Origin of the sequence: [Phormidium] sp. LEGE 05292, from assembly GCF_015207735.1 — a bacterium.
In the GTDB taxonomy this organism is placed as follows: domain Bacteria; phylum Cyanobacteriota; class Cyanobacteriia; order Cyanobacteriales; family Aerosakkonemataceae; genus Floridanema.
The window spans coordinates 40,839-59,076 of record NZ_JADEWG010000014.1 but is presented as its reverse complement, the minus strand read 5'-3'; the positions used below and the strand labels follow the sequence as shown (position 1 = coordinate 59,076).

The window sequence follows — 18,238 nt, the reverse complement described above, 5'->3', positions numbered from 1 at the left end:
TACAGGGATTGTACCCTATTGCGTAAGAGTATAATATGAAACCGCAGAGGCACAGAGGACGCAGAGGAAGAGAAGAGAGGGAGAAACCGAGTTTTTGAATTCAAATTTGGCAAAACTCGGTTTCTGGGAGTACTTTAGAGGAGCGATCGCAAATCTGGCTGTATACCATTAAACAAACTTTGCCAATTTCCTCCACTAAAGGCGGTTTCTGTTTCTTTCACTTCAAAGGTGAGGTAACAAGCTTTTGGTTCTTCTAACGCCTGTACGCAAAGTTCAGCGATATCTTCCCGACTGACTTTACCTCGAATGTTGTCGCCTTGTTTAAAAACTAAAGTTTTGCCCCCTGCTTCTTCAGTTAATGCAGTAGGTCTAATAATTGTGTAAGCAATTCCACTTTCTCTGACGCTATCTTCTCCCCGCAATTTCCAAGTTAAAATTCCCCCTAACGCATCATTCATCCTCACTGCTGGGGGTTCTTCTTCTAGGTTAATTCCTGGACGACCTGGACGAGTTACACCAGCAGAACTTACCAAGATAAACTGAGGTAAACTCGCACCATTATAGGCTTTAATTGTTTCGATTTGCAAAGCAAAACCGCCTGGGGTAAAGTTGGGATTGAGTGCGCCATCATATTCAAATTTGCTCAACATTAATTGGCAAGAAAGAATGTTGCTAGGGTCGATTTTTTCAGTTTCGGGTAAAGTTTTGGCGCGAAAAACTGGAATTAAATCAGCAAAAGGAATGCGAATATCCATCCAAGTATTTGCTATTGTGTCGAATGAATAGCTATAACCAATTCCATCCCATTTGGTGTCAGTACGCAGGAAAAATTTATAACGTTTGCCATCACCTTTCACCCGCAACTCGACACCTTCGTAAGCAGATAAATCCAAAGGTGTATCAAAATTGCGAGTGCGAATTGAAGCGAAACCTCCCGAATTAGCAGTAGAAACATTACCAGCAAATAAAGCTGTGTTATCTACTAATTGGATATTACTGGCGCTAACTCCACCCATAACCACATCATCGATCGCACCCCAAACATTTTTGATATCATCGTTAGCATTACGAAAATCAAAAATCATTTTTTCGTCAGGTTTCCCTAAATACTTCGCTGCTGCTTGCACCAAATTTCTCACACCTTGGTATTCTACAAGTTCAGGAGAATCTACTACTTCTGGCATATAAAATTTCACGCCTTGATAGTACTTTTCCCGGTTAGGAGTGTCGCCTTCTACAGGTTGCACACGAGCACCTGTACAACAAATTACCGCAGTAATATTGTGGAAAACTTCCTCAGTTAAAGTTTCCGGTTTGGTAATATCACCAGCTATTAATTCTAGGTTATTACCCAACATTTCTTTTGCTTTTTCCACATTTCGCACCAACGCGCGTACTGAATATCCGCGTTCTACAAGTCTTTTTACTACGCGCTTTCCCACACCGCCAGTTGCACCAGCTACTAGCACTACTCCCATTTTTTTTCCTCCCTTAAATTGAGTTGGTTTTTCATTTAAATTTCCCGAAAATATCCGCTGAATACAGTTGACAAAGGGAATTACCTCAAAGTAAGTCAGAGTTTGGAAAAATCTGCCAAATTCCCAAGGTGCGCGATTATTCTCCGCCATAGTCTGTCCTTGTTACTTAGTAGAACTGCCCAACTTTATTTTAAAATGATAAAAGGTAATTAGTGATTCATGACGTGGATGTGAGGCAGTGATTCCAGAATTTGATGAAAACGGTAATTTGCCACCAGGGATTCATTTTTGTGAATGGGAGGAGTTTAAAGAGAGATTTGGTATTAATTTAACTAGACGGCGGATGATAGATGGTTTAGAACTAGCAATGACCCAATTAAAAGCAGCAGGTTGTAGAATAATTTATATTGACGGTAGTTTTGTCACGAATAAAGACAAACCTGGTGATTTTGATGCTTGTTGGTAGGACAATGGAGTTGATATAGTTTACCTAAAATCTATTGCGCCTACTTTATCTAATTTTGCACTGCGACGTGCTCAACAAAAAAGCAAATATAAAGGCGAAATTTTTCCATCTAATTACCCAGCTAACGATTCGGGAACAGCGTAAATAGACTTTTTCCAATTTGATAGTAGAACAAATATGAGCAAAGGAATTATTGCTATAGATTTGCCAAGGTGGAACCCATGATAAAAAACGAGAAAGAGTATAAAATTTCCTTAGATTGGTTACAGCGATTTGAACAGTCTGTAGCTGAATTAGATAATAATGAAACTTTGAAAGCTGACCAAACCCGTTGGCAACTTCATCGAGATTCATATCAAAGTCAAGTTGACGCATTAAAATCAGAAATTATTGAATATGAAAGATTGATTAACTGTGACAAAAGTCAGCCAATTCAAATTACAGTTGAGAACCTAAATAAGCTACCTGATGCTTTAATTAAAGCTAGGATAGCTGCCAAAATGAGTCAGCAAGAATTAGCAGAAATCTTAGGAATTGAAGAACAGCGAGTTAAGCAGTACGAAGACACAGATTATCAGTGTGCCAGTTTTGTGGAAATCCTCGAAGTTAGCACAGTTTTGGGTATAGAATTTGCAACAGCTGTAGTGCAGGTAGACTTTGAGGAAATAGAAGCTGTTAAAAAAAGTGCAGAAAAATGGCGAAATGAAAAAGTAAGTACGAAAACTAAAACCTGATATGTTTAGACGTGATAATTTACATTTATATCAAAGTGGTGCATACCTTATTACAATGTTCGATCGCCCATTTGCTGCTAAATTAATAACATAATTTTACTAACTCTTTATCATGATGTCTTCCCAACCCCAACTTTTAACCGATCCATTTTTGCAACTTCCCACAGAAAACTCGATTCGAGTAGTTTGGTTTACAGAATTTCCCGGTTCTCGCCACACCGTTACCTTTGGGTATGACTTAGATAAAATTGTTAGCGCCAACACAATTAAACTAAGTCGCACTCGCGAAGATCAAAAGTCCAAATTTGGGGAACAAACTGAAGAAAACCAAGTTTATCAACAACCAGTTGTGCGGAATATTTGGCGACATGAAGCAGAAATCACTAATTTAATTCCAGGTAAACGAGTTCCCTATCGAGTGACTAGTGAAAGGGAAGATGGGAAAATTGTTAGTAGTAAAATTTTTACTCTTGCACCTCAACCTTTAGCGGGAACAGCTTTAAAAATCTTGCTGACTTCCGATCATCAATTAATGCCAATGACGGCGGCTAATCTACAAAAAGTAACTGAAATAATTGGCAGAGTTGATGCGGTTTTCTTTGCAGGTGATTTGGTGAATGTAGCCGATCGCGCTTCCGAATGGTTCGATGATAACCGAGGTAATGCTTTCTTCCCTTGTTTGCAAGGAAAAGCTCACTCTAAATTAGAAAAAAATGGTAGATCTACTATTTACAAAGGCGGAGAAATTATTCAACACGCACCGCTATTTCCCGCTATTGGTAATCACGAAGTTATGGGTAGATTTTCCTTAGAAACTAACTTAAGCGAACAATTTAATGATTCTTTTCCCCGTGAACGCGCCAAGCAAATTTATCAAAATAAAGCTGGTATTCCCGAAGAATTATGGTTAAAAGATTATTCGTTTAATACTGATACTTATGAAGAGATTTTTACTTTACCTAATCATAGTGCTGGGGGAGAAAAGTATTATGCAATTACGATCGGTGATGTACGTTTAGTAGTTCTGTTGGCTGCTTGTCCCTGGCGCAGTCCTAGTTTAGCTAGTAATATTAGAGGGAAGTATCGAGAGAGCGATCGCGATTTAAATAACCCCGCCAATTGGGGATACGGACAACATATTTTTGAGCCAATACACCAAGGTAGCATTCAATATCAATGGCTAGAAAAAGAGTTAAATAGTCCAGAATTTCAAAAAGCTAAATATAAAGTAGTAATGCTACATCATCCACTCCATACTTTAGGCGATAATATTGTTCCTCCATTTACCGATCCAGTACAAATAATCGATCGAGATGAAACCGGAAATATTAAATCAGTTCGCTATGAATATCCTAAAGAAAAAGATTACTTGATTCGGGATATTGAACCATTACTCAACGCCGCAAAAGTACAATTGGTATTTTTTGGGCATTGTCATTTATGGAATCGTTTTGTGAATTCCAGTGGCATTAATTTTCTCGAAACTTCCAACGTCGGTAACTCTTACGGTGCAGCTTTAGGTAATAACAAACGACCTGTACCAGATAGTAACTCAGAAGATTATGCTCCTACTGGCGATCCCAACGGATTAGAGCCAATCATCCCAGCAATTGTACCTTTAGTTAATGAAAATAATCAACCAATGCCATATATTGCCAGCAATGATATCACTGTATTTAGTATTTTAGATACTGCAACTGGTACGGTGAGCAGTTACCGCTTTGATACGCGAGAACCAAATTCTCCAGTTATTCAATTTGATGAATTCTCTTTGAATAAAAGTTGAAACTTGGGAAAAAGAGTAAAAATATGTAATATTACCTAAAACATTATTGCAAAAAATCTATATATTTAGGTAGTTGCTCAACATTTGTTGTTATGTATTTTCCTGAAAACCGTGGAAGTTATGAGTAGTGTTAAGAAAAAATAAACCTTATTAAATTCTTAAGTTTAATAAAAGTTTAAGGGTAATCTCTATAAATATAATGTTGGTGATTAACTCAAGTTGCTAGTTATATTCCGTAGTGAGTCAAAAGCTTAAATTTATTTTTAGCTTAATTTTTATTAATAGTTAAGAGAGAATTAACGATGATTAACTTAGCTGGCTACAATCTCTTGAAGTCAATTTATGAAAGTAACAATTCTATAGTTTATCGTGCTTTGAGAAAGCAAGATAAACAACCTGTGATTATTAAGTTACTTAAAGAAAATTGTCCTACATCTGTATCATTAGTCAGATACAAGCAAGAGTACGAAATTACACGCAAGCTCAATTTAAAATGCGTTCCGAAAACCTACAGCTTAGAGAAATATCAGAAAACTTTAGCGATCGTTTTTGAGGATTGTGGTGGAGAATCATTAAAGGCATTTTTAGCTACTAGGCAAGAGAATTTAAATCAATTTTTGACTTTAGCGATTAAAATAACTAAAGCATTAGGTGAAATTCATCAATACAATATTATTCATAAAGATATTAATTCTAGTAATATCATTATTAATCCAACTAATGAACTAGTCCAAATTATAGATTTTGGGATCTCTACTGTCTTAACTTCCGAAAATCCTACTATCAAAAATCCTAATGTTCTGGAAGGTACTCTAGCTTATATATCACCAGAACAAACAGGCAGAATGAACCGCTCGGTTGACTACCGTACTGACTATTATTCATTAGGAATTACTTTTTACGAACTGCTGACAGGACAATTACCATACAATTACAGCGATCCGATCGAATTAGTTCACTCTCACATTGCTAAACAAGCAGTACCACCATGCGAAATCGATCTTAAAATACCTAAAACTATTTCTAACATTGTGATGAAGCTGTTAGAAAAAACGGCTGAAGCTAGATATCAAAGTGCTTGGGGAATCGTCGCTGATTTAGAGGAATGCTTATACCAATTAAATACTCAGGGAAAGATTGCAGATTTTGCGATCGCTCAAAAAGATATTACTGACAAATTCCAAATTCCGCAAAAACTTTATGGTAGAGAACGAGAAGTTGAAACTTTATTAGCTGCATTTGAAAGAGTTAGCAATGGCACAACAGAAATCATGTTAGTGTCAGGTTACTCTGGCATTGGCAAATCTGCCTTAGTACAAGAAGTTTATAAACCGATTACTAAGGCGAGGGGTTATTTTATTGCCGGGAAATTCGACCAATTTCAACGCAATATTCCTTACTCAGCGATCGTCAAAGCATTTCAATCTTTAGTCAAGCAACTTTTAACCGAAAGCGAAACTCAACTCAACGCTTGGAAAGAAAAACTATTAAAAGCATTTGGTGATAACGGTCAGATTATTATAGATGTGATTCCTGAAATCGAACTGATTATTGGTAAACAACCACCAGTACAAGAATTAGGTGCGACAGAAGCGCAAAATCGGTTTAATTTACTGTTTCAAAAATTCATCAGAGTATTTTGCTCGATCGAACATCCCTTAGTCATCTTTCTCGACGATTTGCAATGGGCGGACGGAGCTACTTTGAAACTACTGCAAATAATATTGACCAATAAAGAAACCAAATATTTATTTCTGATTGGCGCTTATCGAGATAACGAAATAAACCCTACCCATCCCTTAATCATCACCCTTGATGGGCTGAAAAACCAGGGCACGACAATCAACCAAATTACCTTAACACCCTTAGATATCAAACATATCGCTCAGTTAATTGCTGATACTGTCTATAAGGATACAGCCACAGTCATATCATTAGCCGACTTAATCATCAATAAAACTCAAGGAAATCCTTTTTTTGTCAACCAGTTTCTCAGAACACTTTATGAACAAAACCTCCTTTCTTTCAATTCCCAGCAAAGAAACTGGGAGTGGAACATCTCACAAATAGAAGCAGTAGGCATTACCGATAACGTGGTTGAATTGATGGTTGGGAAATTGAAAAAAATGCCAACTTCAACTCAGAAAGTTTTAAAATTAGCTGCCTGCGTTGGCAATAGTTTTGACTTAAATACTCTCGCGATTATCAACGAAAAAACAGCCGCAGAAACCTTCCAAGAACTCTTGCCAGCCATCCAAGATGGATTAATTTTAGCCACCTCTGAACTAGGCGTAACCGAAACAGAAATTGTTAAGTCTCATTTAGTGATTACCAATTACAAATTTTTGCACGATCGCGTGCAACAAGCCGCTTATGCACTGATTGAAGAAAGCTCTAAAAAAACAGTTCACTTACAAATCGGTCGCCTACTCTGGCAAAATACCTCGCCAGAGAAACAAGCAGAAGAAATCTTTGCGATCGTCGATCATCTAAATCAGGGTATAGAACTAATTAACGATGAATTTGAACGAATTGAAATTGCTAAACTGAATTTAATTGCAGGTCAAAAAGCTAAAACAGCAACCGCTTATGCTGCCGCGAGCCAATACTTGGCAATAGGTTTAGGACTACTAGTAGATTCTAGCTGGGATAGTCAGTACGAACTGACATTAGCACTGCATGAGGAAGCAGCAGAGTCGGCATATCTGAGTGGTGACTTTGAGGGGATGCAGAGATTAGCCCAAATCGTGCAAAGCTGCGCCAAAACCCTACTGGACAAACTGAAGGTGTACGAAGTCCAGATCCAAGCTTATATGGGGCAGAACAAGTTACACGAAGCACTGAATACGGGGCTGCAAGTCTTAAAGCAGTTGGGGGTAGAGTTTCCCGACTCGCCAAACCCATCTGATATTGGGCAGGCTCTGGGAGAAACCGCATCAATTTTAAGCGGAACGCGAATAGAGGACTTAATCAATCTCCCTCAAATGACCGATCCTCATCAACTAGCAACTATCAGAATTCTGTCAAGCATATTTTCTCCCTGCTACTTTGCAGTTCCGCCACTGGTGCCTTTAGTAGTTTGCAAACAGATCGATTTATCCGTTCAATATGGCAATGCTTCTGTGTCTCCGTTTTCTTATGCGGTGTATAGTCTTCTCCTCTGTGGGGTTATAGGAGATATAGATTCAGGCTATCAGTTCGGTCAATTAGCTTTACGTCTACTATCAAAATTGAATGCTCAAGACATCGCCACCAAGACTCTCCACATGGTGCCTGCTGGCGTTCAACATTGGAAAGAACATCTCAAAAATATTTTAGAACCATTGCTGTCAGCTTTCTCTAGCGGGCTGGAAACCGGAGATTTAGAATATGCTGGCTATGCCATCATGGTGTACAGTTATTGCTCGTATTTTCTTGGCAAGCCACTGACCTTTGTTGAACGAGAGATAGCAACCTACCGCGATGCAATTCTTAAAATTAAGCAAGAAACATCGCTTCACTTTCAGGATATCTGGTGGCAAGCCGTCTTAAACTTGATGGGAAGAAACCAAAATCCATGCCAGTTAAAGGGAGAAGTCTACGACGAAGAGACTATGCTGCAACTGTATCAGCAAAACAATAACTACCTGGCGATTCATTACTTACACTTGCACAAAGTTGTGCTTTTTTATCTATTTGAAAATTACCCTGAAGCGTTTAAAAATCTCGCTCAAACAGAAAATTATTTGAATGCAGCAACAGGGCAGATAACTGTTGCTATCTTCTATTTCTACGATTCTTTAGTGCGTCTGGCAGAGTATCCCAATACTCCGCATTCAGAGCAAAAAGAAATTTTCGATCGCGTACAAGCTAATCAGGAAAAAATTCAAAATTGGGCGCATCATGCCCCCATGAATCACCTGCACAAATTATATTTAATAGAGGCAGAACGGCATCGGGTTTTGAACCAAAAAATAGAGGCGATCGAGATGTATGATAAAGCCATTACCCTTGCTCAAGAAAATGAGTATATCAATGAAGAAGCACTCGCTTACGAATTAGCTGCAAAATTCTATCTATCATGGGGAAAAGAAACGATCGCCCAAGCATACATGGAAAAAGCTCATTATAGTTACCAAGTTTGGGGAGCAGCGGCTAAAGTTAAGGATTTAGAGGAAAAATACCCGCAATTGCTAGCGAAAAAGTCAGTAAATAAAGGAACTCAAACAACACTTCGCCAAACAACGATTGGTACTACTACCACCAGCAGTAATTTGCGAGAAACCTTAGATTTAGCGAGCGTCATGAAAGCTTCTCAAGCAATTTCGGAAGAAATTGTTTTGAGCAAATTACTGGAAAGGTTGATGAAAATTGCGATCGAAAATGCTGGTGCCCAAAAAGGTTTTTTGATTTTAGAAAAAACCGGAAACTGGGTCATCGAGGCTGAAGGTTCGGTTAAGGAAGATGAGGTAAGCGTGCTGCAATCCCTTCCGCTTTCAGGGGATACAACCAAACTGGCAAGTTCGATCGCTAACTATGCGATCCGTACCCAGGAAAATGTCATCTTAAATAACGCCGCACAGGAAGGACAATTTACCCGCGATCCTTATATTGCTGCTACTCAACTTAAATCAGTTCTCTGCACGCCTCTACTACACCAAGGCAAATTAACAGGCATCCTGTACCTGGAAAATAACCTAACAGAAGGAGCTTTTACTACAGATAGATTAGAACTATTAAAATTATTATCTGCTCAAATAGCGATTTCCATTGAAAATGCCCAACTGTACAAAAATTTGCAGGAGTTCAATCAAAACTTAGAACAATTAGTGAGCGATCGCACACAAGAATTATCTGAAGCCCTCGCTCATTTAAAAGCTGCTCAAAGTAAGTTGGTAGAAGCCGAAAAAATGGCATCTCTGGGGGGATTAGTTGCGGGTGTTGCCCATGAAATTAATACTCCCATCGGTGTTGGTGTTACTGTAGCTTCAGCTTTGGCAGAACATTCTACAGAATTTGGCACTACTTACAAGAGTGGCAAAATGAAACGCTCCGATTTTGAAGAGTTTTTGGAAATAGCAACTCAAAGCAGCAACGTTCTTTTAATTAACTTAAATCAGGCAGCAGCATTAATTCAAAGCTTTAAGCAAGTAGCAGTCGATCGCTCTAGCGAAGAACGGCGAACTTTCCGCATCAGAAGTTATCTGGATGAAATTTTATTGCAATTGAAAGCTAAATTAAAAACTTGCCGACCTTCGATCAAAATTAAAGGAAACGACAACATTACTATAGATTCTTATCCTGGTGCTTTTTCTCAAGTTGTCACCAATTTACTGATGAACTCTCTAATTCATGCTTACGATGGGGACGCTTGTGGAGAGATTGTGTTTGATTGGATGCAAGAAGGCGATCGCTTTATCTTTGAATACTCCGATGATGGAAAAGGCATTCCTAAAGAAAATTTAAGTAAAATTTTTGAGCCATTCTTCACCACCAAGCGTGGTAATGGTGGCACAGGATTAGGATTACATATTGTTTACAATTTGGTGACGCAAACGCTTAAAGGTGAAATTCTGTGTCAAAGTGAGGCAGGAGCCGGAACAAAATTTATAATTAAATTACCCATGTGAATTCATGCCAAACAGTAATTAACACCCAAAAATTGCATAATGAAGGTAAGAGGCTATGAAAGAGGATACTTATGCTTTTTTAACAAATGAATCATCTGAAGAAGTTGCATTAGTTGATAAATTAAACTCAGATGATGAGTTATTTTTTGCTGATGATGAAGTATCTGAAGACCCGCCAAATGAAAGCTGGAAAATTTTAATTGTAGATGATGAAGAACAGGTTCACACAGCAACTCATATTGCCTTAAAGAAATTGTATTTTGAAGAAAAAGCTTTAAGCTTTATTAGTGCTTACTCCGCCAAAGAAGCTAAACAATTAATCCAAGAACATCCTGATGTCGCCATCATCCTGCTTGATGTAATTATGGAAACAGATGATGCTGGCCTAGAATTTGTTAAATATGTTCGGGAAGAGCTTGGCAATCAGTTGGTGCGAATTATTTTACGCACAGGTCAACCTGGACAAGTGCCAGAAAAAAACGTGATTATTAATTATGATATTAATGATTATAAAACTAAAACAGAACTAACAATAACAAAGCTATATACAACCATACTAACAGCTTTGAGAAATTTTTCTCTTAGTCATAAATTGCAGTCTGAAATAGCGCAGCGCCAGAAAGTGGAGATTGCACTCCGACTGAGCGAACAAAAAGAACGCGAAAAAGCCCTAGCTTTAGAACATTCTTTAAAAGAGTTGCAAGCAACACAACTCCAGTTAATCCAAAGTGAAAAAATGTCTAGTTTGGGTCAATTAGTTGCAGGGGTAGCCCATGAAATTAACAACCCAGTGAACTTTATTTATGGCAATCTTCCCCACGCTAATGACTATACCAAAAAACTCCTCAATTTGCTAAATTTATACCAAAGGTATTACCCGCAACCAGAAGCGGAAATTGTCAATGAAATAGAAGATATTGACTTAGAATTTATCATAGATGATTTGCCAAAACTGCTTTTTTCCATGCAAGTAGGAGTCGAACGTATTCGCAATATTGTGCTGTCTGTGCGAAATTTTTCCCGCTTGGATGAAACTGAACTCAAGCCAGTAGATATACATGAAGGTATTGATAGTACCTTAATGATATTGCAGCATCGAATAAAAGCTAAACCAGATCGTCCGGCTATTGAAGTGATAAAAGACTATGGTGAACTACCTCTGGTAAACTGTTATGCGGGTCAGCTTAATCAGGTGTTTATGAACTTGATCGCAAATGCGATCGATGCTTTAGAAGAACAAGTTAGCCAAAAAGATAGTGACTTTAAACCGATTATTTCAATTCGTACTGAAGTCATCCCAGATGAATACCCTGTTTCAGCCATTCGCATTACAATTACCGATAATGGTTCTGGTATGACAGAGACAGTTCGCTCTAAACTTTTCCATCCCTTTTTCACTACAAAGCCGATCGGAAAAGGTACAGGCATGGGGTTATCAATTAGCCAACAAATTTTGGTAGAGAAACACAAAGGTCAATTGCAATGTATTTCTTTACCAGGAAAAGGAACGCAATTTATTATTGAGATGCCGATCGGTTATCCAATTTCACAAAAAGTTTGATCCAAATTAAAAGTTTGTGCCTCTTGCCTAAGCCAACTTATATGTATCACGATTAAGCAGAAAATTACCCTGATTTTCTGCCAAATCTTCACACCATGAACTAACCACGATCAATACTGCTCGGTTAAAGGCAAGGGCGTTCGCGTAGCGTGCCCCTACAGACCAAAAATTTGCTTAACCGAGCAGTATTGTATCCCGTCTTCATTGACCTCAAAACCAATCCGATAATCACCAACTCGAATACGATATCGGTTCGATGCTCCAGCTAAGGCTTTAACATTTGGTAACTCTTGAATAGATGTTGCTTCTGGCAAAGTTGTAAAGAAAATCTTGGCTAATATTCGCGCCTTTTGTCCCTACAACTATAGTTTAGGTGAAATCATTTTATTATTATAAATCAAGAGTTTTAGCAAATAATATTTTTATTATAGCAGAATCGGGTTTCTAAGTTAAATATTACGTTCCAATCGTTTGACTAAAAACAAACTCAAACCGTAGAGGGTAATACTTTCACCAAACATTTCCAAGAATTCCTCAAGGGTAATTTTTAAAGTAGATAAAATCAACGCTAACGAGTTACCACTTTCCGCCATTTGCGCGAATTTAACTTGCAAAAACAAGTAATAGATAAAATCTAAAAATACTCCGCCAGCAAAAGAAAGCACGACTCCTAATACTGTAATAAATGTTCCTTTAGGATAAGCTTTCCAAAGCGCAATTAAGTCCCGATAACCAAGCAAGATGATGATAATTCCTGCTGGTACATAGATAAATATCCAAGAACCACCCCCACCGGGAAATCGAGGCATCCAATCTAAAGAATTGAGGAATTTTGGTAATTCTGAGGAGTGAAATTTAAACAGTTTTTCGATGAATAAGTCGAGAAATCCTACACCTACGGCTAAGAGAAACCAACGGGAAGGAAGGGGTGCAGAACGCTTTTTTCGGAAAGCTGCAATTACTAAGCAAATTCCAATTACAAGAAGTTGAATTGCAGAATATACTACAGGGATTGACCATTTGCGATCGAAATTAAAAGCCGTTAAAGGTTCGCCTGTAGTTAAAGCACTAATAAAATAAATTAGAGCGAGGAGCGTGTCGATCGCAATTAACACTAATAACCCTAATTTACTATAGTGCTTAATGGTAGTTGGATGAAATAATATCATGTCTAGTAAATCACTTCCCTAATGTGCAGTAATAATTGCTACGGTTGCTTACTTAAATTAATTTTATTTCCTGACAAACATAAACAAATTGTAAAGTTCTATTGCAAATATTTAAAAAAATATTGAAAATTAAACCAAACCCTAATTCAAACTTTAATGTAGAAATTTATAGCAATATTACGAGGATCGTATCATGGCTAATGAGATACAAAAGTATCGGATGGTCTGCACTCTTACCTTTGGCGATATTTACGGTCAAATAGTAGTTTGGTTAATTGTAATTTTCCTTTCTTTAGCCTCTGCTTTGGCATTATGGAGTACTAGCCGCCAAATTTACGCCCTAGCTGCCGTTGGATTAATTGTAGTTCTTTCCCTACCCTTCTTACTTTTTGCTTTCGTCACGACTCTATTAAACCACATTGAATTCAAACCCATTGATGCCAAGGAAACTACTCGCACTAGTCCAGTAAATGTACCTAAACCAAAAACTGCTGAAGCTACTTGATCGAGGGGACTGGGGATTAGGGGCTGGGGACCGCCATCGACTGGGGACAAGGGAAATTTTCTACCTTTACACTTATCTTACCTTCAGCCTTTTCCTGTTGCCTGTTGCCTGTTCCCTTCTCCTATATAAAGAATTTCCCTGCATTTTGTAGGGAATTTTTTTTGTGAGTGACTATAGATAAAGTGGAAATCTGAATCTAAAACTGAGAATGTTAGAACACGATGTCATTATTATTGGCGGGGGATTAGCTGGGTGTCGCGCTGCTGTGGAAATTGCCCGGACTGACCCAAAATTAAATGTAGCTGTAATTGCTAAAACTCACCCAATTCGTTCTCACTCTGTCGCTGCTCAAGGAGGTATTGCGGCTACTCTGAATAATGTAGACTTAGAAGATACTTGGAAAGCTCATGCTTTTGATACTGTCAAAGGTTCGGATTATTTAGCAGACCAAGATGCGGTAGAACTTCTCACCCGTGAAGCGCCAGATGTTCTAATTGATTTGGAACACATGGGCGTGTTATTCTCGCGTTTGCCTGATGGTCGCATCGCCCAACGTGCTTTTGGCGGACATTCCCATCGTCGCACCTGTTACGCTGCTGATAAAACAGGTCATGCAATTTTACATGAGTTAGTTAATAATCTCCGTCGCTACGGCGTTCACATTTACGACGAATGGTATGTGATGCGGTTAATTTTGGAGGAAGGACAAGCGAAAGGCGTTGTCATGTATCACATTCGCGATGGCGAGATAGAAGTTGCCCGGGCTAAAGCTATTATGTTTGCTACTGGTGGTTATGGTCGGGCTTTTAATACTACTTCTAATGACTATGCCTCGACTGGTGATGGTTTGGCAATGTCCGCTTTGGCGGGTGTTCCTTTGGAAGATATGGAGTTTGTCCAGTTTCACCCGACTGGTTTGTATCCGGTAGGTGTGTTAATTTCGGAAGCAGTGAGAGGCGAGGGTGCTTATTTAATTAATTGTAATGGCGATCGCTTCATGGCAACTTACGCCCCCAGCAGAATGGAACTCGCTCCTCGTGATATTACCTCAAGAGCGATCGCTTTGGAAATCCGCGCCCTTAGAGGTGCCCATCCTGATGGTAGCTGCGGAGGGCCTTTTGTATACTTAGATTTGCGCCACATGGGAAGGGAAAAAATCATGAGTCGCATTCCCTTTGCTTGGGAAGAAGCACATCGATTATTAGGAATTGATGCTGTAGAAAAACCCATGCCTGTGCGTCCCACTGTACACTATTCAATGGGCGGAATTCCGGTTAATACTGATGGTCAAGTTAGAAGTAGTGCTGATAGTTTAATTGAAGGTTTCTTTGCTGCGGGGGAAGCTGCTTGTGTTTCCGTTCACGGTGCAAATCGTTTAGGAAGCAACTCGTTGTTGGAATGTGTTGTTTATGGCAGAAGAACTGGCGCTGCGATCGCACAATATGTCCAAAATCGGAAACTTCCCGAACTTGATGAAACACTATATTTAGCCCAAGCACAAACCCAAATTCAATCGCTTTTTGAGCAAAAGGGAGAAATCAGAATTGGGAAATTGCGCCAAACTTTCCAAGATTGCATGACTCAATATTGTGGAGTGTTTCGTACCTCGGAATTGATGCAAGAAGGTTTAAACCAATTGCAACAGTTAAAAGCACAATACGACAATATTTATCTAGATGACAAAGGGACGGTTTGGAATACAGAAATTATTGAAGCGATCGAACTTCGTAGCCTCATGATTGTGGGAGAATTAATCTTATCATCTGCCTTAAACCGTCAAGAAAGTCGCGGCGCACATTGCCGAGAGGATTTTCCCGATCGAGATGATAGCAACTTCCTCAAACATACATTAGCTTACTATTCTCCCGCTGGAGTTGAAATCCAATATAAACCTGTAAGTATCACCATGTTTGAACCGCAAGAAAGGAAATATTAACTTCTTTTCCTCAGTTCTTTACAGGGGAATTTAGGAGATAAATTTGGTTTTTAAATACCAAAAATTTGCTAAGTTCCCCCAATTCAACTCTTAGATTATGTCCAGTGACATCGGTAGTGTATAAGCTTGCATCGCATCTAAATTGTATATTTTTGCCTAACACCAAAAATATACAATTTAGATGCGATGCAAGCTTAGTTGGTAGCCACTATTTTAAATTGTTAGTCGTCAGGAAATTGCCAGCAAAGAATACGTTCAACATCTGTACTCCCACAACTACAGTTTTCGTAAGAGGAGGCTACCCATTCTTGGTTACAATTGCGACAGTGGCAGAGAATATTATGCAGGTTGGCAATAGTAATTTTCATTTGCCATTCTTGCAGTTCATCAGGGGTTAATTGGGGATTATTTTCTGGCATTTTAAATTCTCCCTTTTAAGAAATAGGTGAGCATTTCTCCTTTACCTTTGATTTCGATATAGCCGCGTGGTTCTAATAAGTAGCGATCGCGCAAATATTGATAGGTTGTTTCTGTTATTTGAATTTTTCCGGGCAATCCATGAGATTCCATGCGGCTAGCAATATTAACGGTATCACCCCACAAATCATAAGTGAATTTTTTTGTCCCAATTACACCAGCAACTACATCTCCGCTATTAATGCCAATTCGGATACTTAAAGAGTTGTTGGTTTCTTCATTATATTGTGCAATAGTTGCTTGCATATCGAGCGCCATTTCTGCGATCGCGACCGCGTGATCCGGTCGTGCTTTTGGCAACCCTGCTACCACCATATAAGCATCGCCGATGGTTTTAATTTTTTCCAAATTATGTTTCTCTGCTAATTGATCGAATTCCGAAAAAATCTCATTTAATATTTCTACCAGTTCCGTTGCAGACACTCTCGAAGAAAGCTCTGTAAACCCAACAATATCAGCAAACATCACGCTAACTTGACTAAAATAATCAGCAATAGTGCTGGGGTGACGTTTTAATCTTTGAGCAATTTTATACGGTAAGATATTCAGCAACAAGTGTTCGGTTTGTTCCTGTTCAAAGCGCAACGCCAATTCTGCTCTTTCCCGTTGGATAAATTGTCCTATTTGATTCCCAATAGTTAGCATTGTTTGTAATAAATGTTCGTCGCATTCTTGCCACTGGCGGCTAAAAAAAGACATGACTCCTAAAATTTCATTTTCATACTGGATAGGAAATGCAAAAGCACTGGCTATTCCAGCATTAGCAGCAACTTGCGATCGCACAAAGTTACGATCGTTAATTAGATCGCTGCTCCATTGAGGAGTACCTGTTTGCCAAACTTTTCCGGGTAAACCCTCACCTAATTGAAAAACTGTTTGCTTACTTACTTCAATAAATTCAGGAATTTTTAAGTATGGTTTAAACCAAATATCTAAACATTTCAAATAACAATTTTCATTGTTTATTTCAGGCATCCAAAATTCGCCTATATCCCAACTTAAACTTTCACATATTGAGAGGAAAATTTTTGGTAATGCTTGCTTAAGAGTGACTGAATTTGACAGAACACGACTGATGAAGTACTGGGCAAACAAACGCTTTTCTACACGCTTTCTTTCCTGTTCAATTTTTTGTTTGTCGGTAATATCTCTACCAATATATAAATAATCTTTAATTCCAGGGATTTCTGTAGGAATATTAGAGCAGGAAAAGGCGACGTTAATTGGTTGACCCGTTTTAGTTTTACAAATTAATTCTATATCTGCTAAAGATTCTCCAGTAGATATGAGTTTTTCGGAAATTATTTTTACTTGGTCTTGATTATCACTAATTATCGTTGATATATGTTGGTTAATTAAATCGTTTTCACTATATTCAAATAACTTCTCAGCTGCTTTATTTATAGTTTTAATCTTTCCTGCTTGGTTAGTCACTACTAAAGCATCTGCCATTGAACCGATAATTTTATCGATGTATTGATTAGAAGCGGATAGCCTACTAAATAACAGTTCTAATTCATTGTTTCTTTGAATCAACGTTTGCTCTAGGAGCATTTTTTCTGTGACATCTTCTAAGATTATGAGTAATTGATTACTCATAATTTCATCGTCTTTAATAATATAAATATCGAGGTATAAAGTAGAATTAGAAGCAGTTAAACGCGCAATACCTTTATAATCAAAGTATTGGCGATCGCCTTGTAAAATTTCCGTAAGTATGTATTCTACTCCCACTAATTCGGGAAAAACTTCATTTACATCTTTATTCAATATTGCTTCTGAAGAAAATTCAGTAAAGTTTTGCACTCCCGATGATATTTCGACTACTTTAAAAGTATCATTTATCACTAAATACTCTATAGAAGTCAGCTTTTGTTTAAAAATTTGCTCAATTTTTGATCGTTTCATAGTAAAATTCCTGAATAATTATTCCCTCATAAAGCTAAGGCAACCATTTTTTCTTTGTTAAATTAGTAAATAGTTTATTCGGGAAAAACTATTTTGTAAGCTAGTTGTTCAAAGATGATATCGACATCTTTACCTGTTTTTGCAGAAGTGGCATAACTGGATAAAACTTGCGCCTGCTGGCTAAAGTCATAAGTAGTAAGTAATTTCTCCATTTTTTCCTCATCAAATAAGTCTGATTTATTAAAAGCAATGATAATAAATCCTTTAGGATTAATTGATAAAAATAGGTTTAAATGTTCTTCTAAACGATCGATCGTTTCTTGGCGGGTAACGTCTGCAACTATAATCGCGCCGCTACCTCCTTGGAGATAGGATGGTGCGATCGCCTTAAATTTAGTATGACCTTCTAAATCCCAAATCATCAATTGTAACTTTTCAAATTTCTGCTCTATTTTTTGTGGTAATTCAATAGTTTTTCGCGAAATTTTTACTCCTACAGTTGAAAGATATTGATCGCTAAATTCACGTTCGACAAACCGCCTAATCAGACTAGTTTTCCCTACCCCAAAATCACCCACTAAACAAATTTTTTTCGAGATTGTAGACATA

At 38.0% G+C, this 18,238-nt stretch carries 13 protein-coding genes; 7 read left to right on the top strand and 6 right to left on the bottom strand.

Translation table 11 applies throughout. From position 1 onward, the window contains the following. Positions 1-134 precede the first annotated feature (134 nt). Complete coding sequence (locus IQ264_RS06585; RefSeq protein WP_193979782.1) at positions 135-1,628, bottom strand: CIA30 family protein; 1,494 nt, start codon at positions 1,626-1,628, stop codon at positions 135-137. Between the two features lie 88 nt (positions 1,629-1,716). On the opposite strand from IQ264_RS06585, the gene IQ264_RS32760 reads away from it, so the two are divergent. The 5 genes from IQ264_RS32760 to IQ264_RS06560 all read left to right on the top strand — a co-directional run bounded on the left by IQ264_RS32760 (position 1,717) and on the right by IQ264_RS06560 (position 11,634). Further along, the gene (locus tag IQ264_RS32760; protein WP_228061329.1) at positions 1,717-1,944 is read left to right on the top strand and encodes a DUF6932 family protein; all 228 of its coding nucleotides are present in this window, start codon (positions 1,717-1,719) and stop codon (positions 1,942-1,944) included. 221 nt (positions 1,945-2,165) lie between these two features. Further along, a complete protein-coding gene (locus IQ264_RS06575) occupies positions 2,166-2,678 on the top strand; it encodes a helix-turn-helix domain-containing protein (protein WP_193979780.1) in 513 nt (170 codons plus the stop codon). Positions 2,679-2,793: 115 nt separating this feature from the next. Further along, on the top strand, positions 2,794-4,464 hold the full coding sequence (locus IQ264_RS06570) for a metallophosphoesterase family protein (RefSeq protein ID WP_193979818.1): 1,671 nt from the start codon (positions 2,794-2,796) through the stop codon (positions 4,462-4,464). A 302-nt stretch (positions 4,465-4,766) separates the two neighbouring features. Next, a complete protein-coding gene (locus IQ264_RS06565; RefSeq protein WP_193979778.1) occupies positions 4,767-10,073 on the top strand; it encodes a trifunctional serine/threonine-protein kinase/ATP-binding protein/sensor histidine kinase in 5,307 nt (1,768 codons plus the stop codon). 55 nt (positions 10,074-10,128) lie between these two features. After that, positions 10,129-11,634, top strand: a complete 1,506-nt coding sequence (locus tag IQ264_RS06560) for an ATP-binding protein (RefSeq protein WP_193979776.1) — start codon at positions 10,129-10,131, stop codon at positions 11,632-11,634. A 155-nt stretch (positions 11,635-11,789) separates the two neighbouring features. Here IQ264_RS06560 and IQ264_RS06555 read toward each other — a convergent pair whose 3' ends face one another. Both IQ264_RS06555 and IQ264_RS06550 read right to left on the bottom strand, forming a co-directional pair. After that, positions 11,790-11,948 (bottom strand): type II toxin-antitoxin system RelE family toxin, encoded by a 159-nt coding sequence (locus IQ264_RS06555; RefSeq protein WP_228061328.1) that lies wholly within the window; start codon positions 11,946-11,948, stop codon positions 11,790-11,792. A 135-nt stretch (positions 11,949-12,083) separates the two neighbouring features. Then, a complete protein-coding gene (locus IQ264_RS06550; RefSeq protein WP_193979774.1) occupies positions 12,084-12,803 on the bottom strand; it encodes a hypothetical protein in 720 nt (239 codons plus the stop codon). 193 nt (positions 12,804-12,996) lie between these two features. Between IQ264_RS06550 and IQ264_RS06545 the strand changes: the two genes are divergently transcribed. Together IQ264_RS06545 and IQ264_RS06540 are read left to right on the top strand one after the other, a co-directional pair. Further along, positions 12,997-13,308, top strand: coding sequence for a hypothetical protein (locus tag IQ264_RS06545; protein WP_193979772.1), 312 nt, complete (start codon positions 12,997-12,999; stop codon positions 13,306-13,308). Between the two features lie 208 nt (positions 13,309-13,516). Continuing rightward, positions 13,517-15,244, top strand: coding sequence for a succinate dehydrogenase/fumarate reductase flavoprotein subunit (locus IQ264_RS06540; RefSeq protein ID WP_193979770.1), 1,728 nt, complete (start codon positions 13,517-13,519; stop codon positions 15,242-15,244). Positions 15,245-15,465: 221 nt separating this feature from the next. On the opposite strand, the gene IQ264_RS06535 is transcribed toward IQ264_RS06540, so the two are convergent. The 3 genes from IQ264_RS06535 to IQ264_RS06525 all read right to left on the bottom strand — a co-directional run bounded on the left by IQ264_RS06535 (position 15,466) and on the right by IQ264_RS06525 (position 18,237). After that, positions 15,466-15,663, bottom strand: coding sequence for a hypothetical protein (locus IQ264_RS06535; protein WP_193979768.1), 198 nt, complete (start codon positions 15,661-15,663; stop codon positions 15,466-15,468). 1 nt (position 15,664) lies between these two features. Next, the gene (locus IQ264_RS06530; protein WP_193979766.1) at positions 15,665-17,629 is read right to left on the bottom strand and encodes an adenylate/guanylate cyclase domain-containing protein; all 1,965 of its coding nucleotides are present in this window, start codon (positions 17,627-17,629) and stop codon (positions 15,665-15,667) included. Positions 17,630-17,703: 74 nt separating this feature from the next. After that, entirely contained in the window at positions 17,704-18,237 is a 534-nt protein-coding gene (locus IQ264_RS06525) for a Rab family GTPase (protein WP_193979764.1), read from the bottom strand. Position 18,238: the final 1 nt, after the last annotated feature.